Genomic DNA, 24177 nt, shown 5'->3' on the forward strand with positions numbered 1-24177 from the left:
CCCGAAAACACCGTCTCCGAAGCCCGTCGGGCCAGCCCGTCTCCGAGCGAGGCGGCGATATACGTCCCCACCTTCCGACTGGCAATAGGCAAAAGCGGCTTTCCCGATCTATCCACAGAACTGGCGCTTATGCACAGGACGGGGCCGCCCTACCCCGCCGCAATATAGGTGCGCAGGCTCTCAGCTTCCTGCGTGGCTTGGGCGATCTGGCATTTGACCACGTCGCCGATCGAGACGACGCCGGCCAGCCGCTTGTCCAGCAAGACGGGCAGATGGCGGATTCGGCGGTCCGTCATGCGCGCCATCAGCGCCTCGACCGTTTCGGCCGGATCGGCGAAGACCACTTCGCTCGTCATATAATGGGAGACGGGCCGCTTCAGCGCCTCGGGGCCGTCGCGGGAGATGGCGCGGACGATGTCGCGTTCAGACAGGACGCCGACCACGCTTGCATCTTTGCATACGATCAGCGCCCCGACCTGGCGTCGCTCCAGTTCGGCGCAGGCTTCACTCAGAGAGGCGTCCGGCGCCAGGGTGAAGACGGCGTCTCCCTTGCCCTTGAGAATCTCGGCGACCAGCATGGCGACTTCCTCCTTATGGGCAGGCCGTCGTCCGCGGGCGTCGCGGACCGGCCGCAAGGCGGACAGGTTCGCTCAGACTCCGCCGATAGGCAAATCACGGCGCGCGGCGAACCACCCGCCGATAGGGCCGATGGCGAGGATGCCGAACAGGAAGCCGACGGCGTGCGCCTCCCAGGCGATGCGAGCGCCGTCCGCGCCGGGCGCCAGGCCGATCAGGCCCACAATGAGATTCACCGCCATCCACGCAGCGGACGCTTTCAGAACCATCGGATGGAACAGCGGCAGGACGCGCCCATGGCCGCCCATCAACCGGGTCGCGGCGCCGATCAGGCCGAAGACAGCCCCAGAAGCCCCGACCAGCGGCGCCATGCTGTTCGGATGCACCAGGCCATAGCCCAGCGCCGCCACGGCGCCCGCCGCTATATAGAAGAGAATAAAGACCAGCGGCCCCGGCCCGCGCTCCATCAGCCGCCCCACGGGCGCGCCGAAAGCCAGGGCGCCTACGGCGTTCATCGTCACATGGGCCCAGCCGCCGTGCAGCAGCATAGAGGTGAACAGGCCCGTCCACTGTCCGCGCCACAGCTCCGCCGGGACGAAGGCCATGGAGAGTCCCTGATCGGGAAGCCGCTCCTGCAGATAGAATAGCACCGGCATGGATGCTGCGATCAGCAGAGGCAGGAAGGGCGCGTTGAAGATCTTTTCGCGCGGCGGCCGCGGCGAACGGGCGTCAGATTGGGACATTCGCCCTTGATGGGGCCAGTCGCATCCGATCTCAAGACGCCGTTTTGCGCCAATACGACACTGAAACCGTATGGCACGGTCATTGCGTGAGCCGTTCCAGAAGTTCTCGGGAGCGCCTTATGCCGTCTCATAGCCTGACACTCATGACCGTAGCGGCCGCCGCCGTGCTGGCGGTCCTGCCCGCCGGTTCGGCCGCCGCGCAGTCGACCGGCTCGGCCGGAGCGGGCCAGTTCCAGGCCGGCTACGGCGCCTCGCGCTACACCACCGCCCAGGCCAGCCGCGGCACGACCCGCGACGCCAACGGCAACCGCCTGGTTGTCGACGGCATCATCCAACAGAACGGCAGCGCCTACTCGCGCAGCGGCAGCAGCTCTTCGTCCAGCCACTTCAGCGGCGGCGTCGGATCGGGCGGCGGAACCAACATCGGCGGCTCTACCGCCATCGGCAACAACCTAAATGTGGTCGTCCAGGGCAACCGCAACACGGTCGTCGTCAACTCCAACCAGACCAACAACGGCAACATCAACGCCGGCACCACCCTGAACGGGCCCCGTCCATGAACATCACCGCCATCCGTCGCTCGCCCGTGCGCGCCTTCGGCTGCGTCGCCGCCGCCGCTGCTCTGCTGAGCGGCTGCGCCACCTCGGCCGGTCCCTCGGGCCAGTACGCCAAGCCGATCGGCAATGCGCCGGTCACGTCGAACCCGACGCCCTATTCGACTGCGCTGTATTGCCTGGCCGACTATGCGCGCCGCTACAACTTGCCCTCGCCGCGCATGGCTGTAGGCCGGATCAGCGACTACACCGGCTCCATCTCTTCGGACGGCGGGCGCCAGATCACCCAGGGCGCGTCCCTGATGGCCAACACCGCCCTGGCCAAGGCCGGCGCCCGCATCGTCGAGCGCTATGACACCTCGGTGTCCGAGCTGGAGCTGCGCTACGCCAACAACAAGCTGATCGGCGACGACCAGCCGAACGGCGCGCCCCAGGACGCCGCCTTCCGCCGCATCCTGGCCGGCCAGGTGCCGGGCTCCGACTTCTATGTGGTCGGCGGCATCACCGAGGTGAACTACAACATCCGCTCGGGCGGCTTCGACATCGCCGGCGGCGAAGTGGGCGAAAACGGCGGCTCGGGCCTGCTGACCGGCAAGGTGTTCGTGATGAACGTCGCGATCGACCTGCGCCTGGTGCAGACCACCACCCTCGAGGTCGTGGACGTCGTCTCCTATCAGAAGCAGATCGTCGGCCGTGAAGTGTCAGCAGGCGTCTTCGACTTCCTGAACGGCAACGTCTTCGACATCTCGGCCGGCACCAGCGGCCTGGAGCCGGTCCAGTTGGCGGTCCGCGCCCTGGTCGAACGCGCCACGGTCGAGTTCATGGCCAACCTCTACGGCGCCCCCGGCCCGGAAATCTGCCTCAACCCCGCCAATGACCCGCTGGGCGACAGCCCGGTCGGCGCCACCGGCGGCTACTATCCTGCTTACGCAAACACGGACACGAACAATGGCCAAACTCGCGCCGACCCGTCTCGCTGGCACGATCGCCGCGACAGCGCTGTGCGTAGCGGCGGCCGCTGAGGCTTCCGCCCAGGATCGCGGTCTGGTCCTGAATGAACAGCTCAACCTGGGCGACGTCATCAGCGGTCAACGCCTGAACGTCGTCAACGTCAGCGACAACGTCGCCGTGTCGAACGCCGCCATGGGCAACGCCCTGTCCGGCGGCGCCGACGGCCGCGCCGCCGACATCCGCTCGACGCAGGACATGCAGGGCGCCGCCGTGGCGGACACCTCCCTGACCCTGCGCGGCGAGACGGGTTATGTGAACAGCGTGACCCAGGCGCGCGGCAACTATCTGGCCGGGACCGCGGTCAACACGGGCATCGACGTCGACGCCGGTCAGAACCTGAACGGCAACGTCACGGCGCGCAGCCAGATCGTGGAGACCGGCGCTCGCCTGAACTACGGCGGCCACGTCTCAGCCGACGCCATCGGCAACACCGTCGCCCTGGGCGCCAGCGGTACGGGCGAGCAACGCGGCGCCATCACGGGCCGCACCGATCAGAACTCGACCGGCGAAATCTACGCCGAGAACGAGGCCCGCTTCACCTACGCCCCGGCGCCGGCCGTCTTCAGCAGCCAGGCATCGGCCAACGCCGTACAGGCGACCTCGACGCCGAACTCGCACCAGAACCTGGCGGTCAGCCAGAACGCCTCGGGCGCAGGCGTCACCGCCTGGACGGGCGTGTGGGCAGGCAACGCCTGGGACATCGCCGCACGCAGCCGCGCCGCCTCCAACCAGGCCGCCTTCTATAATCAGGGCGGTTCGCTGGTCGTGGACGTGGATCAGCAGAACTCGGCGGAGGTGCTGTCACGCACCGAACTCAGCTCCTATGACTTCGGCGCCGCCCATTCGACGGCCGAGGCCGTGGGCAACGAGGTTCATGCGGGCAACAACGACATCTATGTCAGCATCGACAACACCCAGATGAACACCGGCGGCGTCACCGCCAGCGCCGGCTTCACGGGTCAGAACGGCTATGACGCCTATGTCGGGGCCAATGCGGCGGGCAACGCCGTCACCGGCTTCGCCTGCTCGACCTGCGGCGGCGACCTGAACGTCCGCAACAGCCAGACCAACATGGGCGACGTGCGGGCGACGGCGACGACCAACGTCAACGGCTGGGGCCGCAACGTCGTCGCGGGCGCCAACGCCGTCGGCAACACGGCGAGCTTCTACGTCACCAATCCGGGAAATTAACTTTCGGTAACTTGAGGTAGTCAAGCTCGTTTGTCACCGTGAACAGGCGCGGAGCTGAAAAAGCTTCGCGCCTGTCTTACGTGCAGGGCCGCAATCAGTCCCGGGGGCCGCCCGCTCGCACGTCGCGGAGACTACCGAATGCGATCCCCTCGCCGCCTGCTCCTGCTTGCCGCGTCCAGCCTCGCCCTGATGGGCGGAGCCGCGCTTCCCGCCGTCGCCCTGACCCAGCCGCCAGCCGCCGCGACGCAGGACGCCCAACCCTCCAGCCCCTGGGCCCAGGCGGCCAGCGACATTCCGGCCGATGCGGCCGTGCGTTTCGGCGTCCTGCCCAACGGCATGCGCTACGCCATCATGAAGAACGCCACCCCGCCCGGTCAGGCGTCCCTGCGCCTACGGATCGCGGCCGGTTCGCTGATGGAGAACGAGGACCAGCTGGGTCTGGCCCACTTCATGGAGCACATGGCCTTCAACGGCACGACCAATGTGCCCGAGAATGAGCTGCTGCGGATTCTGGAGCGTCTGGGCCTGGCCTTCGGCGCCGACACCAACGCCTTCACCAGCTTCGACCAGACCGCCTATACGCTGGAGCTTCCGCGCACCAACGACGAGACCGTCGACACCTCGCTGCGCATCATGCGCGAACAGGTCTCCGAAGCCCTGATGAAGACCGAGGACATCGACGCCGAGCGTGGCGTGATCGAGGGTGAAGAGCGCCTGCGCAACACCCCGGCCCTGCGCTCGCTGAAGGCGCAGATCGCCCTGCTGGCGCCGGGCCAGCGCCTGTCGAACCGTCTGCCGATCGGCGACCTCAGCATCATCCGCAGCGCCCCGCGCGAGCGCTTCGTCGAGTTCTACGAAGCCTATTACCGCCCCGAACGCGCCACCATGATCGCGGTCGGCGACTTCGACGTCGATCAGATGGAAGCCAAGATCAAGTCGACCTTCTCGGACTGGACGCCCAAGGCCGCCGACGGTCCCGAGCCCGATTTGGGACAGGTCGCCCCGCGCCAGCCCGAGACCCGTATCCTGGTCGAGCCGGGCGTGCAGTCCTCGGTTCAACTGAACTGGATTCGCAACCCCGACCTCGATCCCGACACGGCCGCTCAGCGCCGCGACGCCCTGCTGCAAAGCCTGGGCATGGCCGTGCTGAACCGTCGCCTGGGCGAACTGGCCCGCGCCGACAACCCGCCCTTCATCGGCGCCGGCGGCGGCCAGGCGACCCTGTTCAAGACCCTGGACCTCGGCAGCGTCTCGGCCGCCTTCAACCCCGGCGGCATCAAGCGCGCGCTGGAGACCATCGAGCAGGAACAGCGCCGCCTGGTGCAGTTCGGCGTTTCTCAAGTCGAACTCGACCGCGAGATCGCCAACACGCGCACGGCGCTGGAAAACGCCGTTCAGGCGGCCGCGACGCGCAGCACCCCGGCCCTGGCCAACGCCCTGCTGGGCGCCGCCAACGACGACAAGGTCTTCTCGGCCCCGTCCGCCAACCTCGCCCTGTTCGAGGCCGCGGTGAAGGATCTCAAGGCCGAGCAGGTCAGCGCCGAGGTCAAGCGCGCCTTTGAAGGCCAAGGCCCCCTGGCCCTGGTCGTCACCCCCGAACCGATCGAGGGCGGCGAAGCGGGCGTCACCGCCCTGCTGGAAGCCAGCCGCGCCACTCCCGTGACCGCTCCGGCCGTCCAGGCGGAACTGGCATGGCCCTACGCTGACTTCGGCGCCGCCGCCACGCCGGTCTCGACCACCGAAGTCGCCGCCGTCGGTGCCACGGTCGTCACCTTCCCCAATGGCGTGCGCCTGACCGTCAAGCCGACGGCCTTCAAGGATCAGCAGATCCTGATCTCGGTCCGCACCGGCATCGGCGAAATGGGTCTGCCGACCGACCGCTTCACCTCCGAGTCTCTCGCCCCGATGGTCTTCACCGCGGGCGGTCTGGGTAAGCTGACAGCGGACGAACTGAACCGCGTCCTGACCGGCAAGATCTACGGCGCGGGCTTCGCCATCGACGGCGATGCCTATCAGCTGTCGGGTGCCACCCGCCCGGCCGATCTGCAACTGCAGATGCAGGTGCTGGCCGCCTATCTGACCGATCCGGGCCTGCGCCCGGCGCCGTTCGAGCAGATCAAGGCCGTCCTGCCGCAGTTCATGGCCCAGCAGATGGCCACGCCCAGCGGCGCCTTCAGCCTTCAGGCCAGCGGCCTGCTGGCCAGCGGCGACAAGCGCGAATCCATGGCCTCGCTCGAAGAAATCGCCGCCTTCACCCTGGATGAGCTGAAGCAGGGCGTGGTTCAGGGCCTGGCCTCCGGCCCGATCGACATCGTCATGGTCGGCGACGTCAAGGTGGAGGACGCGGTCGCCTCGGTCGCCTCGACCTTCGCCGCCCTGCCCGCTCGCGCCCCGGCCGCCCAGCCGATGGCCGGTTCGGATCAGCGTCGCTTCCCGGCGCCGACCGCCCAGCCGATCCGCCTGACCCACGCCGGTCCGGCGGAACAGGGCCTGGCCTACATCGCCTGGCCGACCACCGATGCGGTCAACGATCGCACCGAGTCGCGCCGAGCCGCCATCCTGGCCGAGGTGCTGAAGCTGCGCGTTCTGGACGAAATCCGCGAGAAGCAGGCCCTGGCCTATTCGCCCAGCGTCCGTTCCTCGGCGTCCGACGTGTTCCAGGGCTACGGCTCCATCTCGATCACGGCCGATACGGCTCCGGACAAGTTCGGCGCCTTCTTCACCGCCGTCGACGCCATCATCGCCGACCTGCGCGACAAGCCGGTCAGCGAGGACGAACTGAACCGCGCACGCCTGCCGGTGATCGAGTCCCTGCGCCGCAGCCAGGCCGGCAACGAATACTGGCTGGGCCAGCTGGAGGATCTGGCCGCCAAGCCCGCCTCTCTGGAGCAGATCCAGACGCACATCAGCGATCTGGAATCCTTCACCGCCGCCGACATCCAGGCGGCTGCGCGTCAGTATCTGAAGCCGGATACGGCGTGGAAGGCCGAGGTCGTCTCGGCCAACGCCGCACAGTAAGCCTACTCCAAACGAAGAAAGGGCCCCGTTCCGCAAGGAACGGGGCCCAGTCGTTTAGGCCTATCGACGGAGAGTCGATGCCTGGACCTTAGGCGTCTGCGCCTGTCGCCAGGCTGAACAGCCGGTTCAGAAAACCCGACCGCCGACGCCGCCGTCCATCATGATCATGCCCGTGGACGCCGCGCCCTCGACCATTTCCTCGCGATACTCGGTGTAGGTCTCTTCGCGCATCATGCTCAGCACCTTCACGCCGGCGCCGTAGCGACGCAGCAGCGAACGCTCGTTGCACTGACGCGCCTGCTTTTCAGGACGGCATTCCAGACGGCCGCCGGCGCCGTGCCACAGGGCGTCGCCCTTGTTGCAGGCCACGGTCTCGCCCGGCGCGCCTTCGGCGTCGCTGATGGTCCATTGCAGCTTGGTGCCCGCCAAGCAGCGATACAGTTCGCCGTCATAGCTGTTGGCGACGTCCTGGCCCGGCGTCACCTGGGACGCGGGGTGCGGCACATTGCGGTCGTCGATGCAGACGGCCTGCAGCACGACCTGCTTCTCGATACGGCGCGTGGCGGTGAAGGGCACGCGCACCGACTGCATCCCGCCCTGGACGTTCAGGCCCTGGATGGTGGTCGGATAGGGCTGGTCGACGTTGAAGTAAGCGCCGCCGCCGCCCGCGACGATGACCGTCGAGCCTGCTCGCGATCCAGCCCAGGCGCGCGCCGAAGCGTTGGCGCTGGCGTTCGCATTGACGTTCACGTTGACATTCACATTGCCGCCGCCCGAGCCGCAGCACGGAGGGGGCGGAGGCGGCAGGCAGCCGCCGCCGGCGCACGGCGGCGTCACCGGCGGACGCGGCGGCAGGCAGCCGCTGGGACCGCACCCTCCCCCCGGCGGCGTCACCGGCGGCGTGATCGGCGTCGGCGGCGGCAACATCGGCGTCGGCGGCAGAGGCGGCAGGCAGCTCGAAGGCCCGCACTGCGCCGCTGCGGCATCGGCGACCGCCATCAGCCCCACAAAGGCCACGGCTCCCGCCAGCATTTTCGTAATCCCTATCCGCATGGGATCGGACTCCTGAATTGATCGTCGACAGGTCCGATGCAAACGCCGGGCCGTTTTAAATGTCCGACATTGGGCGTTTTCCTCCCCCTTGAGGCGAGTTTGCGTCAGTCCGCCTCGCCTCACAGGCCGTCTGTCTCATTGTGAGCCGTGCCATTGTGGGGCGACGGATCAGTCGAGACGTTTCAACCCGCCCGCATAGCGGCGCCAGTTCTGTACATAGTGCTGGGCCGAGAGGCGCAGCGCCTCGATCTGCCCCTCTTCCAATTCCCGGACCACCTTGCCGGGCTGGCCCATGACCAGGCTGTTGTCCGGGATGACCTTGCCTTCGGTAATCAGGGCGTTGGCGCCGATCAGGCAGTTCTTCCCGATGCGCGCGCCGTTCAGGATGACCGCGCCGATGCCGATCAGGCTGTTGTCGCCGATCTCGCACCCATGCAGCATCACCTTGTGCCCCACCGTCACGCCGGCGCCGATGGTCAGGGGCGAGCCGACGTCAGTATGCAGGATGCCGCCATCCTGAATATTCGTGTCCGCCCCGATGACGATGGGATCGTTGTCGCCACGCAGCACGGCGTTGAACCAGATGCTGGCGCCCGGATTCAGAATCACGTTCCCTAGAACGGTTGCATTCGGCGCGATCCAGTATTCGCCTTCCGGCGGAAGCTGAGGCTTGCTGTCTCCCAGACTGTAAACACTCATCCGCACACCGCCTATTCTTCTTAAAATGAAGGCTTTAACCCTTCAGAAACCACGTTAGCATCAGACTGTTGATGCGATTCGGCAGGCCCCATTCGCCCCCGGATCCGAAGCCGGATCAAGCCCGGTCCGGTCAGACGCTGGAGAATGCGCTTGGCGTGTTCACGACCAGTTCGGGGACGGCGACGCACCTGCTGCGGCGAAGACCCTGCGACCGTTCGGGACGGCTGCGCGACTTCGGCCCCCACCTCCCCCACCGACGACCAAGGCGAGACCCTGCCGGGCTCGCCTTTTTTCATGCCCTGGAGGCGTCCATGAGCAAACGATCGGCCATCAAGCGTCAGCTGCGCGAAGGCGTACTGGATTCGCCCGAATTCATCCAGGACGCCAAGGTACGGCGATTGCCCGCCCGCGTCGGCGGCTGGTCGCCCGTCCCCTCGAACGACGAGCGGGACCAGGGCTATATGAAGACGCTGAAGCCCAAGTCGGACGGTCAGGCCGAACTGATGGAGGCCGTCGACCACGCCAATCTGGTGCTGGCGCTGGGCCCGGCGGGCACGGGCAAGACCTATCTGGCCGTTGCCAAGGCGGTCGAGGCGCTGGAGGCGGGCAAGGTCGGCCGCATCGTCCTGAGCCGCCCAGCGGTCGAGGCCGGGGAATCGATCGGCTTCCTGCCCGGCGACATGGAGGACAAGCTGGCCCCCTATCTGCGGCCGCTCTACGACGCCCTGTCGGACCGTCTGTCGATGAAGCGGGTCAAGGCCCTGATGGCCGAGGGCCTGATCGAGATCGCCCCCATCGGCTATATGCGCGGCCGCACGCTGAACAACGCCTTCATCGTCGTGGACGAGGCGCAAAACTGCACCTACGTCCAGTTGAAGATGCTGCTGACCCGGCTGGGCTGGCACTCGACCATGGTGGTGACGGGCGACCCGCACCAGTCGGACCTGCTGCCGGGCGTGTCGGGGCTCTCGGACATCGCCGAGCGGCTGGAGGCCGTGCCCGAGATCGCCGTCGTCCGCCTGGCCGAACGCGACATCGTGCGCCACCCGCTGGTCGCCAGCATGATCGGGGTGCTGTGACCCGCGCCTTCCTCTGGTGAGAGAAAGAAAAAAGAGAGTCCAATTCGTCTGAATCGTCTGAAATCTCCCCTCGGCCCGCGCGCAGTCTAGCACAGGTGCCGAGGGGGGATGGTCGATTGCGTTGCGATCCCTGCCCTTCTCCCCTTGTGGGAGAAGGTGGGCGCCGAAGGCGCTCGGATGAGGGGTGCTTACACCTCGTCAACCGGTCAAGCTCTCAGCGAAAATGGCGGGTCGTCTCGCAGACACCCCTCATCCGGTCCTCACGGACCACCTTCTCCCACAAGGGGAGAAGGATTTTAGCGTGCTACCGCCTACGGCTACTTGAGCAACTTCTCCCACAAGGGGAGAAGGCCGCTTATTCTACGCTCGCACCGCCCGGCTGGCGTCGACGCCCAGCGCCGTCACGGCGGCGGCGGCGATGTGTTCGGCGTTCAGGCCGGCCTGGGCGTACATGACCTCGGGCTTGTCCTGATCCTGGAAGATGTCGGGCAGGCAAAGGGTGCGGATCTTGAGCCCGCCGTCCAGCGCCCCCTTCTCGGCCAGCAACTGAAGCACAAAGGCTCCGAAGCCGCCCATGGCGCCCTCTTCCACCGTGATCAACGCCTCGTGCTCGCGTGCCAGGCGCAGGATCAGGTCGGCGTCCAGCGGCTTGGCGAAGCGGGCGTCGGCGACGGTAGCCGAGACGCCCTTGGCGGCCAGCATGTCGGCGGCCTTCAGCGATTCCTGCAGGCGCGTGCCCAGCGACAGGATGGCGACCGACGTGCCTTCGCGAACGATGCGGCCCTTGCCGATCTCGAGCGGGGCGGCCAGCTCAGGGATGTCAACGCCCACGCCCTCGCCGCGCGGATAGCGGAAGGCGCTGGGGCGGTCGTCGATGGCCAGCGAGGTCGAGATCATGGCCGCCAGTTCGGCCTCGTCCGAGGCGGCCATCAGCACCATGCCCGGCAGGGCGCCCATATAGCCGATGTCGAACGATCCGGCATGGGTCGCGCCATCGGCCCCGACCAGACCGGCCCGGTCCATGGCGAAGCGCACCGGCAGGGACTGGATCGCCACGTCGTGGACGACCTGATCGTAGCCGCGCTGCAGGAAGGTCGAATAGAGGGCGCAGACCGGCTTCATCCCATCGGCGGCCAGGCCGGCGGCGAAGGTCACGGCGTGCTGCTCGGCGATGCCGACGTCGAAAGTGCGGTCCGGGAAGGCCTGGCCGAACAGGTCCAGGCCCGTGCCGGACGGCATGGCGGCGGTGATGGCCATGACGGTCGGGTCGGCTTCAGCGTGCTTGATCAGCTCGGTCCCGAACACCTTGGTGTAGCTGGGGGCGTTGGAGACGGACTTGGCCTGCTTGCCCGACACCACGTCGAACTTGACTACCGCGTGCAGCTTGTCGGCGCTGCTCTCGGCCGGGGCGTAGCCCTTGCCCTTCTGGGTGACGACGTGGACCAGGACCGGGCGGTCGGTGATGGCCGCCGCATTCTTCAGAATGGGGACCAAATTCTCCATGTCGTGACCGTCGATCGGCCCGACGTAGTAGAAGCCCAGTTCCTCGAACAGGGTGCCGCCGACGATCATGCCGCGTGCGTATTCCTCGGCCTTGCGCGCGGCGTCGCGGAACGGGCGCGGCATGTGGTCGACGAACTTCTTTCCGACCTTGCGGATGTTCTGATAGGCGCCGCCCGAGACCTGCTTGGCCAGATAGGCGCTCATGCCGCCGACGGGCGGGGCGATCGACATGTCGTTGTCGTTCAGCACCACCATCAGCTGGCCGCTGGTGGCCTCGGCGGCGTTGTTCATCGCCTCATAGGCCATGCCCGCCGACATCGAGCCGTCGCCGATGACGGCCACGACGCGGTTCTTCTCGCCCTTGGCGTCGCGGGCGGCGGCGAAACCGAGCGCCGCGCTGATCGAGGTCGAGGCGTGGGCCGCGCCGAAAGGATCGTATTCGCTCTCGGAGCGCTTGGTGAAGCCCGACAGGCCGCCGCCCTGACGTAGCGTGCGCATACGGTCGCGCCGCCCGGTCAGGATCTTGTGCGGATAGCACTGGTGGCCGACGTCCCAGATCAGAATGTCCTGCGGCGTCTCGAACACATGGTGCAGGGCGACCGTCAGCTCGACCACGCCCAGACCCGCGCCCAGGTGGCCGCCGGTCACGGAGACGGCGTCGATGGTCTCGGCCCGCACCTCGTCCGCCAGCTGTTTCAGCTGGGGAATGTCGAAGCCCCGCGTGTCGGCGGGAAACTTGACGGTGTCGAGAAGCGGGGTGTTGGGCATGGGGATCGGGGGCCTTCAGACGACGGAGCGTCAAACAGTAACCCGCTGAGGGCGGGCGCGTTTCCTATCAGGACCGGCGTTTAAGCACAAAGTCCACGCTGGCCTTGAGGATTTCGGCCTCATGACCGAACAGGTCAAGGTGCGAGCGGGCCTGATCGGCCAGATGCGCGACCCTCTGTCGCGCCGCATCGACGCCCAGCAGGGTGACGAAGTTGGTCTTGCCCAGGGCCGCATCCTTGCCGCCCGCGGCCTTGCCCATCTCCTCGGCCGAACCTTCGGCGTCCAGGACATCATCGACGATCTGATAGGCCAGGCCGATGTCGTGGGCGAAGCTGGTCAGGGCGTGCCAGGCCGCTTCGTTGGCGTCGGCGATGATCAGCGGGATCTCGAAGGCGTAGGCGAACAGGGCGCCGGTCTTCAGGCGCTGCATCCGGGCCACGCCGCCCAGATCGTCGCGCACCCCCATCAGGTCGATCATCTGGCCGCCCGCCATGCCTCGCGCGCCCGACGCGAAGGACAGACGCCGCGCCAGTTCGCAGCGCACGGCCGCGTCATCGTGGGTGTCTTCATCAAGGATGATGTCGAAAGCCGCCGTCTGAAGCGCATCGCCCGCCAGGATGGCCGTCGCCTCGTCATAGGCGATGTGCAGGGTCGGACGGCCGCGACGCACGTCGTCGTCGTCCATCGCCGGCAGGTCGTCATGCACCAGCGAATAGGCGTGGACGCATTCCAGGGCGCAAGCGGCGCGCAAGACGGCGCACTCCTCGACCTCCAGCATCCGGCCCGCCTCGATGGCGAAGAAGGGGCGCAACCGCTTGCCCGGCCCCAGGGCCGCATAGCGCATGGCCTCGGTCAGGCGCGCTTCCGGGCCGTCGGCGCGCGGCAACAGCTGATCCAGGGCGACCGTGACCAGGTCGGCGATCTCGGCCACGCGGTCGATGACGGCCTGTTCCGGCGAATTGGCGGCGAGCACGGTCAAAACAGCCTCCCGCCCAGCGGCAGGTCGCGATCGACGCCGGCCAGGACGACGTTCCCCTCCGCGTCCGGGAAGCCGAGCGTCAGCACCTCGGACATCACCGGCCCGATCTGGCGCGGCGGGAAGTTGACGACGGCGGCGACCTTGCGGCCGTGCAGCTCGTCCAGGGAGTAGTGATGGGTGATCTGGGCCGAGGACTTCTTGACGCCGATCGCCTCGCCGAAGTCGATGGTCAGCTTATAGGCGGGCTTGCGGGCCTCGGGAAACGGCTCGGCCTTGATGATCCGGCCGACGCGAACGTCCACCTTCATGAAGTCGTCGAAGCCGATCTGCGGCGCGAGTTCGGAACCCGACATCAGCCGAACTCGGCCGGTTCGACGCCCTTGGCCTGGCCGTCGGCGCCGACCACAATCTTCTCGACCCGCAGTTGGGCGGCCTTCAGCCGCGCCTCGCAGTGAGCCTTCAGCCGCGCGCCCTCTTCGTACAGGGCGATGGATTCCTCGAGCGGCGCCTGACCCGATTCCAGGCGCGAAACGATGCCCTCCAGACGCGACAGGGCGTCCTCGAAGCTGAGATCGGCGGGCACGGCGGGGGAAGCGGATGCGTCAGTCATGATGGGCGCAACCTAGAGAGGCAGGCGCGCCGCTTCAACGGCCTTCCTGACCCCGCGACGTCAGCGCTTCACGAAACGACGCTGGGACCAGTATTTGAAGCCCTGGTTGTGGGCCAGACGCCAGCCGTGCGCCTTCAGCCGCTGGCCGACCATGTGGTTGAAATAGCCGTGCGCCAGCACCAGCACGTCATGACCTTCCGAGGCGCGGGCGATCAGGACGCGCGCGGCCTGGTCAGCGCGGACCTCGGCCTCGGCGCGGGTTTCCTGGCCCTCGTGGTGGTTGAAGGCGTGCCACCAGATGCGCGAGATCACGCCCCAATAACGCGGCGACAGCTTGATCCAGGCCGGAAAATGCGGCGGCGGCAGGGGCGCCTCGATGAACAGGGCGTCGACCAGCACGTCGCGATCCGGGGCCACGGCGCGGGCGGTTTCCTGCGCGCGCGGCCGGGTGGAGGCGTAGATCGCCCCGGCGCCCTCGGCCGTGCTCAGCAAGGCCTGAGGCGGCGTCTGCCCCGCGCGCAGGCCGCCGATCTCATACCGGCCCCACCAGTCGCGATACTGGTCCGAGGTGATCATGCATTTGCGCGACAGCGCCGGCTCGCCATGGCGCGCCAGGGTGATCGCGCCATGGGCGGTCTCCGACTCGGCGGAGCGGGCGGCCGCAACCGGCGTCTGAACTGCGGATTCGGAATGAGTCATGAGTGCAGGAGAAGTCATAGCACGGGGATCAGCCTGTGAAACCAAGGCCTTGGCGTCCCTTTACCTCCCCGATCCCAGCATTGGCGTGCGCCGCGAACAGCGCACCTTGGACAAAGGTGGTAGCTCCCGCCGCGCGCCCCTGCAACCACGCAAAGATGACGAGGCTGCAATGAGCAGGGCGCGGGACGTCCCGACGCGCCTTCACCCGGCCTTCGCGCGGCGCTATGCGTCGGTCATGAGCGAACCCGTGATCCGTCCCGCCCGCCCCGATGACGCAGCCGCCCTGGCCGTGCTGGGACGCCAGACCTTCATCGACACCTTCGTCACCGGCTTCGGCATTCCCTATCCGACCGCCGACCTGACCATGTTCCTGGACGCCAGCTTCAACACCGAGGCCATCACCAAGAAGCTGGCCGAGCCCGGCGCCGCCTGGTGGGTGGCCGAACGCGACGGCGACCTGCTGGCCTTCGCCAACGCCGGGCCGAACACCCTGCCCCACCCCGACGGCAGCGCCAGCCACGCCGAGCTGCGCCGCCTCTACGTCGGCAAGCAGGCGCAGGGACTGGGCCTGGGCACGAAACTGCTGAAGATCTCGCTGGACTGGATGGAGGCCCACACCGACGGCCCCCTGTGGATCGGCGTCTGGAGCGGCAACGAAAAGGCCCAGAAGCTGTACGCCGCCTACGGCTTCGAAAAAGCGGGCGAGTATCAATATCCTGTCGGCGCCTGGATGGACGACGAGTTCATCTTGCGGCGCGGCTAGGCCGGGGCCAGTCTGACCCCATGCTGCTGCCCTTCTTCACCGCCCTGCGCGAGGCCAAGGTGCCTGTGTCGCTCAAGGAATGGCTCCATCTGATGGAGGCCATGGACAAGGGCGTGGCCGGCCGCGACGTCGAGGCCTTCTACCACCTGTCGCGCGCCGTTCTGGTCAAGGACGAGAAGCACTACGACCGCTTCGATCAGGTCTTCGGCAAGGTGTTCAAGGGGCTGGAGGGCGTCAGCCCCGGCGAAGAGATCACCGCCGACATCTCCGAGGACTGGCTGCGCCTGCTGACCGAAAAATACCTGACCGACGAGGAGAAGGCCCAGATCGAGGCGCTCGGCGGTTTCGAGCAGTTGATGGAGACGCTGAAGCAGCGCCTGGAAAAGCAGAAGGAACGCCACCAGGGCGGCAACCGCTGGATCGGCACGGGCGGAACCAGCCCCTTCGGCCACGGCGGCTACAACCCCGAGGGCGTCCGCATCGGCGGCCCCGGCCGCCACGGCCGCGCGGTCAAGGTCTGGGAAAAGCGCGAATACAGGAACCTGGACGACACGGTCGAACTGGGCACGCGCAACATCAAGGTGGCGTTGCGCCGCCTGCGCCGCTTCGCCCGCGAAGGCGCGGCCGAGGAACTGGACATCGACGGCACCATCGACGGCACGGCGCGTCAGGGCTGGCTGGACATCCACATGCGGCCCGAGCGGCGCAATACGATCAAGGTGCTGCTGTTCCTCGACGTCGGCGGCTCGATGGACGGCCATATCCAGCTGTGTGAAGAGCTGTTCTCAGCCGCGCGGACCGAGTTCAAGAACCTGGAGTTCTTCTATTTCCACAACTGCCTCTACGAAGGGGTGTGGAAGGACAACCGACGCCGCCACAGCGAACGCATCCCCACCTGGGATCTGATCCACAAATACCCCGGCGACTGGCGCGCCATCTTCGTCGGCGACGCGACCATGTCGCCCTATGAAGTGACCATGCCCGGCGGCTCGGTCGAGCACTGGAACGAGGAAGCCGGCGCTGTCTGGCTGAAACGCGCCCGCGAACAGTGGGACAAGTCGGTCTGGCTGAACCCCGTGCCAGAGCGCCACTGGAGCTACACCCCCTCGGTCAGCCTGATCGGCGAGGTGATGGAGCACCGCATGTTCCCCCTGACGCTGGAAGGGCTGGAACGGGCCATGCGGACGCTGGCGCGCTAATCGACGCTGAGCGCGCCGAAGGCCGGCTGAATGCCTGCGGCGGTCTCCTGGCGGAAGAAATAGCGGCCTGGGTGAAGGAAGAAGGTCGCCTCCGACGCGCCGGGCGGCAGCAGATAGTGATCCGACGGCGGACCGGCCGTCGCTTCCGCCATCGACAGGGCCTGGATCAGCACCTGCTCGTCCAGCGGGGGAACCTTGATCGTCACGCGCCGTCGCTCGGGATCCGCCGCCAGCCACCCCGGGCGGCCCGCCACAGGCGTCATGCGCGGATGGAAGACCGACATATCCATCTTTCCAGTATAGCTGGGCGTGGCGATGCTCTCGCCATCCTTTGACGCCACGATCGGGGCCTCGGGCGAAAAACGGGCCAGGACGGCGGCCACGTGCGGAGCATCGTTCTGAGGCGCGAGCGCGGGCCAGTTCATCGACTGCTCGATGGTCAGCGGATCGATGCCCGTCTTGGCCTTCAGGCGGGCGGCGAACCACAGCCCGCCCCGCCCTTCGATCTCCATCGCGTGACTGTAGCCGACGAAGACGAAGACGCGCGCGGAAGGGTGAGTCGACAGGATGTTTGCGATCAGGTTGTCGGCCTGCGCCTCTTCACGCGCGGCGATCTGCGCGGCGCTGTCCGCGCCCTCGGGCGCCCTTTGGTCAAAGCGCTGTTCATAGTCCGAGAAGCGGTAGCCGAGCCGGGCCGCCTCGCGCACCATCTCGGCGAAGACCGGATCGTGGGTGTAATAGCCGTAGCTGGCCAGGAAGGGCGCGCCATTCGCATAGGCGCCGATCCGGACAAGCGGCACAGGCTGAGGCTGGGTGAAGGTTTCGGCGGCGAACCAGTCGTAGCCCAGCGGGCGCAGCGCCCGCATCACCCGCGCGGCGAAGGCGCGATGTCCGGAAACATTGTGCGCTTCATTCAGGATGACGATACGGGTGTTTCCGGCCGCCTCAACGATGGCGTCGATCGCATCGCGCGCCACGGCGCCGTCCAGGTCGGGCGGAACGACAGACGGATGAGGCGGCCGTTCGTCCAGACCGACGGCGGTTGCCTCATCCCCCAGGAAGGATGCGAACTGGCTGAGCATCTGACGCGCAGCCTGATCACCCGCTTCGGACTTGGCCTTCAGGTCGAGGTAGGTCGGCAGATAGCGGCCTTCGGTAAAGAAAAGCTCGTCGTTGGATAGCGCCTCCTGCGCCAGGACCGACGACGCACACGCCGCGCCTAGACCCGCCGTTCCCCATAGCACCGACCGACGCGACCACATCCCGCGCTTCCCCCATGCAGCGACTGACATGACGGCGATACTAGAAGCGATTCCGGTATAACTATGGCGAGGAGATGGAAACCAGAGACGGATCAGAAGGCGCGCGTCACGCCGAAATTCACCTGGGTGTAATCGTAGGTGTAGCCGCTGGCGACCGGCGTATTGCTGTAAGTCAGGCCCGCAGTGAAGGCCCATTCCCGCACTGGCGGACTGGTGACCTGGGCGTTGAAATAGCGAGCGCTGCGCCAATCGCTACCGGTTTCCTTCTGGCCGCCCAGACCGCCGGCGATCACGTAGCGCCAACCGCCATAGTAGCGGCGCACTTGCAGCACCGGCATGACTTCCATGTAGTTCTCGGGGGAGAAATAATCGTACTCGCCCGGGTCGCTGCTGTGAAAGTAGCGGGTGCGGAGTTGGGCGGACAGGCCCCACTCGGGCTTCAGCACATGGATGTAGTTAAGGCGGAGATGGGTGCGAACGTTGTCGCCGGTGAAGTCCTGAACACCCGCCACGACGGTGAAGTTGTTGCGATCATTGATCGGTAGATCGAAAGCCCCGCCGACAAAGGTGTAGTAGATTCCCTCGTCCAAACCGCGCGGCGTTTCCAGAATCTCGCGCTCGATAAAGTACTCCTGACGAAAACGGGCCTCGTTGTGCACGCTGACCGCGCCCAGGACGGTGTCGCCGTCCGTGCCCACTTGCCCCTTCCATGACCAGTCGCCAGTCCGGTCGGCGAAGCGCAGATAGAAGCGTTGATCCTCGATCGACTTCCGGCCCAGCGGCTTGAAGCTGGCCGTCTCGATCCGCAAGCCCAGGTAATCGTCCGGCCCCTTGTAGCGCCAGTCGAGGTTGAGTCCCGCCTTGATCACATCGGTGTCGTCGGCGTCGGTCGAAGCGAACAGGTCCGCGCCGACGGCGTAGGACGGCAGGAAGCCTGCGGATACGCTGTCCGGATGTTCAACGCGAGCGGTCTGCTGGGCCGTCTCAGGCGCAGATTGCGCCTGGGCGGAGACGGCGGCCGCCAGGACGAGCGCCAGGACGGCGCCCCCGGTCAGGACGTTCATTTGGTGTCCCATTTCTTCCTCATCCCCAGCAGTTCGGCGCCGTAGCCCCACACGCAGACGGGCTGCATCACCAGGCTGTAACCCAGGGCGTAGAAGAGGAAGCCTCCGAAGTTGCGGCGCACCTTCAACCCTTCGCGGTGGAACATGCGGCGCTGGATGCGGAAGATGAACATGTTCCACAGGGCCGCCAGCGGCAGCACCGCCAGCGTCAACGGCCCGGCGATCCAGAATATGCCGAACAGCGCCAGCACCAGACCGGGGATGAAGATGAAAGTGTAAACGAGATCCAGCGGCAGGAAGCACAGATTCCACCAGATGAAGATGGTCGTCAGACGCGGCTTCAGCAGCAGGCCGCCGTGCGCCTTGAAGGCTTCGATCAAGCCGCGCGACCAGCGTTTGCGCTGCAGGGCAAACTGCTTGAACCGCGTCGGCACATTGGTGAACGCCAGGGCGTCCTCAGCGTAGCCGATGCGATACCCCTTCTCGAGCATGGCCCAGGACACGACGATGTCCTCACCCACGCATTCCGGCCATCCGCCGACCTCCTCCAGCGCACTGCGCCGGTAGAGGGAGAAGGCGCCCTGGGCCACCAAGGTGCCGTGATACATGGATTGCATTCGCTTCACAGCGGCGATGCCGTGAAAATAGTCCCATTCCTGCGAGCGGGTGAGGAAGTTGTGGCGTGAGTTGCGGACCATGACGGCGCCCGCAATGGCCTGGGTGGAAGGCGGATCGGTCAGCAATCGCTCGACGATCTGGACCAGGCCGTCGTCGCGCACCCAGGAATCGCCGTCGATGGTGACGATCAGATCGTGCCGGGCCTCCTTCAGGCCGCGGTTGAGTACCGCCGCCTTGCCTGCATTGACCGTATAGTCGAGCAGGCGCACGTCAGCGTTTGGCGGAAAGCCAAGTTCGATAATGGCCGCGCGCGCAATCGCGACCGTATTGTCGGTCGAACCGTCGTTGAGGACCAGCACCTCATAAGAGCCGGGATAGGTCTGAGCCGCCAGGCTAGCGAGCGTGTCGCGGATCCCGGATGCTTCATTGTATGCCGCGACAAGAACGCTGACCGGCGGATAGGACGTCGGCCGGATGCGCGGCGGCCTGCGGTCGAACAAGAGCGTGCCGAGCAGAAAGGCGTTCATGAATCCCGGCACGTAGGCGATGAAGCCGATGGCGATGAGGGCGAATATCCAACTGCTGACGTTGGCCAGATCGGCCAGCCACCGCTGCGACAGCCAGACGCTAAGCGCGGTCCAGGCAATCGCCAGCGTCAGGGCCAGTGCGAACTTGGCGGGGATCGGCAAATACAACCGACGATAAGGGCGCGGCAGCGCCGTCGTCGTTTCCTGGACAACGGCCATTGGCCCGGCTTTCGTATCAGACACTCTATCGGACATCACAGGCCCCACGAACGTCTTGCGGATGACGATTGAAAAATCTTCGTTTCTTAAATCGACAAACTAAAACGTAGTAACCAGAGACCAAATATTACGGCACTTACTTCAAACAAATTGTAAATTCTTGCATCAGGCGAGTAGCAGGCGCCGCACAGCGGCGACGCCTGCCCAGACGCTCTAGCCCCGGTCGCCCTTCAGCGCGTCCTTCACGCCGCCGACAGCGTTCTGGACCTTGCCGGCGACCTGATCGGCTCGGCCTTCAGCTTTCAATTTTTCATCGCCAGTCAGCTCGCCGGCTGCTTCCTTGAGCTTGCCGCCGATGTTTTTGGCGGCGCCTTCGATACGATCTTTGTCGGGCATTAGGAGCTCCCTGCCAGGGAACGCCGGGACGGCGTCCCTCAGGAAAACAACCCTTTTTCGATCAGCGAGGTTCCGTAATGGGAGCGCCATGATCGCGAAGCCATCGAGCGACCGCCCAGCTGTGCGCCTCATGCCGCAGGCTGGACAGGGCCTGGAGCGGCTCCAGCCAGACCAGGGCGTGATCCGCCTCCTGCTTTAGCGTCTCGTCAGTGCCAGTCACTCGCACCGTCCAGACGCCGCTGACGTTGTTGACCGGCGCGCCGTCCGACTTGTGGAAGAACTGAGCCGCCTCGACCAGACGATCGACCGGCTCGACGACCAGGCCCGTCTCTTCGCCGAATTCTCGGATCAGGGCCTGTTGTTCGCTTTCCTCACCGTCCACGGCGCCGCCGGGCAAGTCGAAATAAGCCGCGCCGTCGCCTCTATCCACGCGAACACAGGCCAGGCGGCCGTCACGCTCGGCGATGCCGAAGACGGCGGGACGATGGATGTAATCAAGACCCGGACGGGCCGTGCCGAACTGAAGCTTCATCAAGGAAGACTAGCGCCTGTCGTTCGACCCGCGAAAGCCCGAAATGACGAAGAAACGATGATCTAGAGATCAAACGCCAGGCGCGCACGCACGCCGTGGTGAACAGGGTCCACCTCGATCGTTGAACGCAGCCCTCCCGCCATGGCCGAGATGATCTTGGAGCCGAGGCCCGTGCCCTTGGGTAGGCCGTCGCCCAGCCCCGGTCCGTCATCCTCGACCGTCAGCTGGGCGCGACGCCCATCCTCCAGGCGTTCAAGCAGCACGCGAATCTCGCCCGCCGCGCCCGGCTCATAGGCGTATTTGACGGCGTTGGTGACCAGCTCCGTAACGATGACCCCCAGCGAGACGGCCTGGTCGGTCGTCACGTGCAAGGGTTCGGCGCGCAAAGCCAGTCGAGGTCCGCCGTCGTCAGGGCCGATGGACTTGCCCAGTTCCTCGACCAGCCCGGCCAGGTATTCGTCCATCTGCACCCGCTCGACGTCCGCCGAGGTGTAGAGGCGACGATGGACGTGGGCCACCGCCTCGATACGCACCTGCGCCTCTCGCAGGGCGTCCCGCGCGCCCTCGTCAGCCAGTTGCCGCAGTTGCAGGGAGATGAAGCTGGACACCAGTTGCAGCGAGTTGCCGACGCGATGGTTCACCTCGCGCAGCAGGGCCTCAGCCCGGTCGCGCGCCTGCCGCACCTCCTCCAGAGCCTCTTCCTTCTCACGCTCCAGACGACGGCGCAGCAGGGCGTCTTCGACCGCTGAGCGCAACAGGGCGGTGAAGTCCTCGGAAACGTCCTTGATGACATAGTCGGCCGCGCCTGCGCGCAGGGCCGCCACGGCGATGCGCCCGTCCTGGGCCCCCGTGACGTAAACCACCGGCGGCGGTTCCGGCAGAGCCAGGATGTCGGGCAGAACATCCAGCCCCTCGCGTCCCGGCATGTAGTGATCCAGGGCGCAGACATCGAACACGCCCGCCTTCAACGCCTCATAGCCCGCGTCAGCGTCCGGCGCGCAGGTCACCAGATAGCCGTGACGCTCCAATTCCTTCTGGACCAGCCGCGAAAGGCCGCGGTCGTCATCGATATACAAAAGACGGATGGCGGCCCCGACCTGATTCACGCTTCAGATCTCGGGCGCTTGCATGACTGAAAGGAACAGACCCAGTTGGCGGATCGCGCCGGCGAAGGCCTCATAGTCCACGGGCTTGGTGATGTAGACATTGCAGCCTAGGTCGTAGCATCGCTGAATCTCGACCTTGTCGTCGGTCGTGGTCAGGACGACGACGGGGGCGCGTCGCAGGCGTTCGTCCGCCTTCACCCGCTCCAGAATCTCGGTCCCTGACATGTCCGGCAAATTCAGATCCAGCAGGATCAGCAAAGGCCCGCTGCGGCGCACTTCGTCGCTGAACAGGTAATCCAGCGCCGCGTCGCCATGGTCGAAGTGGACGATGTCGTTGGCGATGTTCGCGCGCCGGATGTTCTTTTCGATGAGTTTGGCATGGCCATGGTCGTCTTCGACCATGACGATCTTCACCGAATGACTCACAGGCGGTCTCCTTGATGCTCACTCAGCATAATCAGACGTTTCGGAAATTTAATGTGAAAAGTCGAGCCTTCGCCCAACTGGGACTCGACGTCTATGGAGCCGCCCATGCGACGGACGATGTTGCGCACGAAGGCCAGGCCCAGGCCTTCGCCCGGCTTGTCCTGCTTGCCCGAGCGCCGGAACAGTTCGAAGATTCGCTCATGGTCCTTGGGCGAGACGCCTCGACCGTTGTCCCGCACGGCGTATGACACCCAACCGTCCGGCTCGTCCTGACCGCTCACCTGGATACGGATGGGACGGTCCGCCTGCTGATACTTGACCGCATTATCGATCAGATTGCCGAATATCTGCTCGATCGACAGACGATCATTCTCCATCGTCGGAAGGGCTCCGATGGTGATCTCACCACCCGTTTCCGTCACTTGATGGCTGACCGTATCGGCGATGGCGCGGACCATGCCGGTCATGTCCAAACGCTCAGGCAGCAAAGCGCGCCGCCCCTCGCGCGAGAGCTTGAGGATGGCGTTGATCAGCCGGTCCATCTTGGCCGTCGAGGTGCGGATGAAACCCACCGCCTCGGGCGCGTCTTCGCGGACCGCGCGTAGCGCCTCGGGATCCACCAATTCGGGGTGGGTCGTCTCGAGCGCCGTCAACTGATGGTCCAAAGTCTTGCTGACCTGCTCCAATTCCGAGGTGTAGCCCATAACGTTGACCAGGGGCGCACGCAGGTCATGGCTGACGATATAGGCGAAACGCTGAATCTCTTCATTGGCGCGGGTCAGCTCGGCGGTGCGGTCGCGGACTTCGTTCTCCAGCCCGGCGTTAACGCGGTCCAGCTCGAAATGCGCCTCTTCGATCTCGGCCACGTAGCGGCGCACCAGCCAGACGCTGATCCCCGCCAGAAGCAGGACCAGCACAGCCGCCAGGGCGTTGACCGCCACGGTGATCGTCTGCGCCCGCTCGGACTGGCGGGTGCGCTCGGCCAGGCGACGCGCCTCGACGGCGTCGACGGCGGCCAGTTCGACCCGTATGGCGTCCATCAGGGCCTTGCCCCGCCCGCCTCGTATAAGAGACACCGCCTCGCCGATCCGTCCCGTTCGGGTCAGTTCGATCGTGCTGTTCATCAGCGCCAGGCGCTCTCGGTAAAGCCCCTTCACCTTCTCTACCCGCCCGACCTGGGCTTCGTCGCCGTCAACCAGCGTTTCCATCCGGTCGATGACGTCTGGAAGCTTGGCCACAGCATTGTCATGGACACCCAGGTATTCGGCCCGCGCCGTCAGCATGAAGCCGCGCTGCCCCGTCTCGGCGTCGGTCAGCAGCATCAACATGTCCTTGGCCGCCAGGCGCACCTGCTGGCTGTGATCCACGGTATCGTTGTACGTCGCCGTCCGCTGGATCATGACGAAAGTGGCCGCATTCACCGCCATCAGCAGCAAGATAGCCAGCGCCAGAAGGGCGATGATCGAGCGACTGAGGGTCGGGGTGCGCAGGAAGATTCCGAAGGTGCGCAGGGCCGGCCGAATGCGTTTCATGCCCCGAACCTTATTCGCCGTCGAAGCCGTGTCCAGCCTTTACCACGCCG

At 66.2% G+C, this 24177-nt stretch carries 24 protein-coding genes; 7 read left to right on the forward strand and 17 right to left on the reverse strand.

The window, feature by feature from the left end; translation table 11 throughout:
- Positions 1-149: 149 nt before the first annotated feature.
- Complete coding sequence (locus tag ABC419_RS13585) at positions 150-578, reverse strand: CBS domain-containing protein (protein WP_292060697.1); 429 nt, start codon at positions 576-578, stop codon at positions 150-152.
- A gap of 72 nt (positions 579-650) precedes the next feature.
- A complete protein-coding gene (locus ABC419_RS13590; RefSeq protein ID WP_003163499.1) occupies positions 651-1319 on the reverse strand; it encodes a rhomboid family intramembrane serine protease in 669 nt (222 codons plus the stop codon).
- A 143-nt stretch (positions 1320-1462) separates the two neighbouring features.
- Between ABC419_RS13590 and hfaA the strand changes: the two genes are divergently transcribed.
- The 4 genes from hfaA (at position 1463) to ABC419_RS13610 (ending at position 7093) form a co-directional block, all read left to right on the forward strand.
- A complete protein-coding gene (gene hfaA / locus ABC419_RS13595; RefSeq protein WP_368925612.1) occupies positions 1463-1879 on the forward strand; it encodes a holdfast anchoring protein HfaA in 417 nt (138 codons plus the stop codon).
- Positions 1876-2895, forward strand: coding sequence for a holdfast anchoring protein HfaB (gene hfaB / locus ABC419_RS13600; protein WP_292060699.1), 1020 nt, complete (start codon positions 1876-1878; stop codon positions 2893-2895). Before hfaA ends, hfaB begins: the two co-directional genes overlap by 4 nt.
- Positions 2822-4075 carry a holdfast anchor protein HfaD gene (gene hfaD, locus ABC419_RS13605; RefSeq protein WP_412877129.1) on the forward strand — a complete coding sequence of 418 codons (1254 nt, stop codon included), beginning with the start codon at positions 2822-2824 and terminating at the stop codon, positions 4073-4075. Before hfaB ends, hfaD begins: the two co-directional genes overlap by 74 nt.
- Before the next feature lie 138 nt (positions 4076-4213).
- A complete protein-coding gene (locus tag ABC419_RS13610) occupies positions 4214-7093 on the forward strand; it encodes a M16 family metallopeptidase (protein ID WP_412877128.1) in 2880 nt (959 codons plus the stop codon).
- Positions 7094-7219: 126 nt separating this feature from the next.
- Here the strand turns inward: ABC419_RS13610 and ABC419_RS13615 are convergent, their stop codons facing one another.
- On the reverse strand, positions 7220-8125 hold the full coding sequence (locus tag ABC419_RS13615) for a hypothetical protein (protein WP_412877127.1): 906 nt from the start codon (positions 8123-8125) through the stop codon (positions 7220-7222).
- Between the two features lie 189 nt (positions 8126-8314).
- A complete protein-coding gene (locus tag ABC419_RS13620) occupies positions 8315-8845 on the reverse strand; it encodes a gamma carbonic anhydrase family protein (RefSeq protein ID WP_412877126.1) in 531 nt (176 codons plus the stop codon).
- A 299-nt stretch (positions 8846-9144) separates the two neighbouring features.
- On the opposite strand from ABC419_RS13620, the gene ABC419_RS13625 reads away from it, so the two are divergent.
- Positions 9145-9924 (forward strand): PhoH family protein, encoded by a 780-nt coding sequence (locus ABC419_RS13625; protein WP_125901560.1) that lies wholly within the window; start codon positions 9145-9147, stop codon positions 9922-9924.
- Between the two features lie 360 nt (positions 9925-10284).
- On the opposite strand, the gene dxs is transcribed toward ABC419_RS13625, so the two are convergent.
- From dxs to ABC419_RS13650, 5 genes are all read right to left on the reverse strand, one after another.
- Positions 10285-12195: a 1-deoxy-D-xylulose-5-phosphate synthase gene (gene dxs / locus ABC419_RS13630; protein WP_412877125.1), complete on the reverse strand. Its 1911-nt coding sequence runs from the start codon at positions 12193-12195 to the stop codon at positions 10285-10287.
- Between the two features lie 67 nt (positions 12196-12262).
- On the reverse strand, positions 12263-13135 hold the full coding sequence (locus tag ABC419_RS13635; protein ID WP_412878004.1) for a polyprenyl synthetase family protein: 873 nt from the start codon (positions 13133-13135) through the stop codon (positions 12263-12265).
- Between the two features lie 35 nt (positions 13136-13170).
- Entirely contained in the window at positions 13171-13527 is a 357-nt protein-coding gene (locus tag ABC419_RS13640; protein WP_200166180.1) for a tRNA-binding protein, read from the reverse strand.
- Entirely contained in the window at positions 13527-13784 is a 258-nt protein-coding gene (locus ABC419_RS13645) for an exodeoxyribonuclease VII small subunit (protein WP_040344421.1), read from the reverse strand. Before ABC419_RS13645 ends, ABC419_RS13640 begins: the two co-directional genes overlap by 1 nt.
- A 60-nt stretch (positions 13785-13844) precedes the next feature.
- Positions 13845-14483, reverse strand: coding sequence for a histidine phosphatase family protein (locus ABC419_RS13650; RefSeq protein ID WP_292060191.1), 639 nt, complete (start codon positions 14481-14483; stop codon positions 13845-13847).
- A 235-nt stretch (positions 14484-14718) separates the two neighbouring features.
- Between ABC419_RS13650 and ABC419_RS13655 the strand changes: the two genes are divergently transcribed.
- Together ABC419_RS13655 and ABC419_RS13660 are read left to right on the forward strand one after the other, a co-directional pair.
- Complete coding sequence (locus tag ABC419_RS13655) at positions 14719-15246, forward strand: GNAT family N-acetyltransferase (RefSeq protein ID WP_412877124.1); 528 nt, start codon at positions 14719-14721, stop codon at positions 15244-15246.
- 20 nt (positions 15247-15266) lie between these two features.
- Positions 15267-16445: a vWA domain-containing protein gene (locus ABC419_RS13660; protein ID WP_412877123.1), complete on the forward strand. Its 1179-nt coding sequence runs from the start codon at positions 15267-15269 to the stop codon at positions 16443-16445.
- Here the strand turns inward: ABC419_RS13660 and ABC419_RS13665 are convergent.
- The 8 genes from ABC419_RS13665 to ABC419_RS13700 form a co-directional block, all read right to left on the reverse strand.
- Positions 16442-17707, reverse strand: a complete 1266-nt coding sequence (locus tag ABC419_RS13665; protein WP_412877122.1) for a hypothetical protein — start codon at positions 17705-17707, stop codon at positions 16442-16444. The two genes, ABC419_RS13660 and ABC419_RS13665, sit on opposite strands and share 4 nt — an antisense overlap.
- A 92-nt stretch (positions 17708-17799) precedes the next feature.
- Positions 17800-18771: a hypothetical protein gene (locus ABC419_RS13670; RefSeq protein WP_412877121.1), complete on the reverse strand. Its 972-nt coding sequence runs from the start codon at positions 18769-18771 to the stop codon at positions 17800-17802.
- On the reverse strand, positions 18768-20135 hold the full coding sequence (locus ABC419_RS13675; protein ID WP_412877120.1) for a glycosyltransferase family 2 protein: 1368 nt from the start codon (positions 20133-20135) through the stop codon (positions 18768-18770). The genes ABC419_RS13670 and ABC419_RS13675 overlap by 4 nt, the downstream gene beginning before the upstream one ends.
- Positions 20136-20348: 213 nt before the next feature.
- The gene (locus tag ABC419_RS13680) at positions 20349-20531 is read right to left on the reverse strand and encodes a CsbD family protein (protein ID WP_412877119.1); all 183 of its coding nucleotides are present in this window, start codon (positions 20529-20531) and stop codon (positions 20349-20351) included.
- Positions 20532-20592: 61 nt separating this feature from the next.
- Positions 20593-21063, reverse strand: a complete 471-nt coding sequence (locus tag ABC419_RS13685) for an NUDIX domain-containing protein (protein WP_368925333.1) — start codon at positions 21061-21063, stop codon at positions 20593-20595.
- A gap of 62 nt (positions 21064-21125) precedes the next feature.
- The gene (locus ABC419_RS13690) at positions 21126-22169 is read right to left on the reverse strand and encodes a sensor histidine kinase (RefSeq protein WP_200166160.1); all 1044 of its coding nucleotides are present in this window, start codon (positions 22167-22169) and stop codon (positions 21126-21128) included.
- Positions 22170-22172: 3 nt separating this feature from the next.
- Complete coding sequence (locus tag ABC419_RS13695; protein ID WP_243637659.1) at positions 22173-22595, reverse strand: response regulator; 423 nt, start codon at positions 22593-22595, stop codon at positions 22173-22175.
- A complete protein-coding gene (locus tag ABC419_RS13700) occupies positions 22592-24127 on the reverse strand; it encodes a sensor histidine kinase (protein WP_200166158.1) in 1536 nt (511 codons plus the stop codon). The genes ABC419_RS13695 and ABC419_RS13700 overlap by 4 nt, the downstream gene beginning before the upstream one ends.
- Positions 24128-24177: the final 50 nt, after the last annotated feature.

This window comes from Brevundimonas phoenicis (genome assembly GCF_047237745.1).
Taxonomy (GTDB): Bacteria; Pseudomonadota; Alphaproteobacteria; order Caulobacterales; family Caulobacteraceae; genus Brevundimonas.

Bases quoted from the DNA above. Each gene is read 5' to 3' on its own strand.
- ABC419_RS13585 (WP_292060697.1), bottom strand. From the start codon at position 578: ATGCTGGTCGCCGAGATTCTCAAGGGCAAGGGAGACGCCGTCTTCACC.
- ABC419_RS13590 (WP_003163499.1), bottom strand. From the start codon at position 1,319: ATGTCCCAATCTGACGCCCGTTCGCCGCGGCCGCCGCGCGAAAAGATC.
- hfaA (WP_368925612.1), top strand. From the start codon at position 1,463: ATGACCGTAGCGGCCGCCGCCGTGCTGGCGGTCCTGCCCGCCGGTTCG.
- hfaB (WP_292060699.1), top strand. From the start codon at position 1,876: ATGAACATCACCGCCATCCGTCGCTCGCCCGTGCGCGCCTTCGGCTGC.
- hfaD (WP_412877129.1), top strand. From the start codon at position 2,822: ATGGCCAAACTCGCGCCGACCCGTCTCGCTGGCACGATCGCCGCGACA.
- ABC419_RS13610 (WP_412877128.1), top strand. From the start codon at position 4,214: ATGCGATCCCCTCGCCGCCTGCTCCTGCTTGCCGCGTCCAGCCTCGCC.
- ABC419_RS13615 (WP_412877127.1), bottom strand. From the start codon at position 8,125: ATGCTGGCGGGAGCCGTGGCCTTTGTGGGGCTGATGGCGGTCGCCGAT.
- ABC419_RS13620 (WP_412877126.1), bottom strand. From the start codon at position 8,845: ATGAGTGTTTACAGTCTGGGAGACAGCAAGCCTCAGCTTCCGCCGGAA.
- dxs (WP_412877125.1), bottom strand. From the start codon at position 12,195: ATGCCCAACACCCCGCTTCTCGACACCGTCAAGTTTCCCGCCGACACG.
- ABC419_RS13640 (WP_200166180.1), bottom strand. From the start codon at position 13,527: ATGTCGGGTTCCGAACTCGCGCCGCAGATCGGCTTCGACGACTTCATG.
- ABC419_RS13645 (WP_040344421.1), bottom strand. From the start codon at position 13,784: ATGACTGACGCATCCGCTTCCCCCGCCGTGCCCGCCGATCTCAGCTTC.
- ABC419_RS13650 (WP_292060191.1), bottom strand. From the start codon at position 14,483: ATGACTCATTCCGAATCCGCAGTTCAGACGCCGGTTGCGGCCGCCCGC.
- ABC419_RS13655 (WP_412877124.1), top strand. From the start codon at position 14,719: ATGAGCGAACCCGTGATCCGTCCCGCCCGCCCCGATGACGCAGCCGCC.
- ABC419_RS13660 (WP_412877123.1), top strand. From the start codon at position 15,267: ATGCTGCTGCCCTTCTTCACCGCCCTGCGCGAGGCCAAGGTGCCTGTG.
- ABC419_RS13665 (WP_412877122.1), bottom strand. From the start codon at position 17,707: ATGTGGTCGCGTCGGTCGGTGCTATGGGGAACGGCGGGTCTAGGCGCG.
- ABC419_RS13670 (WP_412877121.1), bottom strand. From the start codon at position 18,771: ATGAACGTCCTGACCGGGGGCGCCGTCCTGGCGCTCGTCCTGGCGGCC.
- ABC419_RS13675 (WP_412877120.1), bottom strand. From the start codon at position 20,135: ATGGCCGTTGTCCAGGAAACGACGACGGCGCTGCCGCGCCCTTATCGT.
- ABC419_RS13680 (WP_412877119.1), bottom strand. From the start codon at position 20,531: ATGCCCGACAAAGATCGTATCGAAGGCGCCGCCAAAAACATCGGCGGC.
- ABC419_RS13685 (WP_368925333.1), bottom strand. From the start codon at position 21,063: ATGAAGCTTCAGTTCGGCACGGCCCGTCCGGGTCTTGATTACATCCAT.
- ABC419_RS13700 (WP_200166158.1), bottom strand. From the start codon at position 24,127: ATGAAACGCATTCGGCCGGCCCTGCGCACCTTCGGAATCTTCCTGCGC.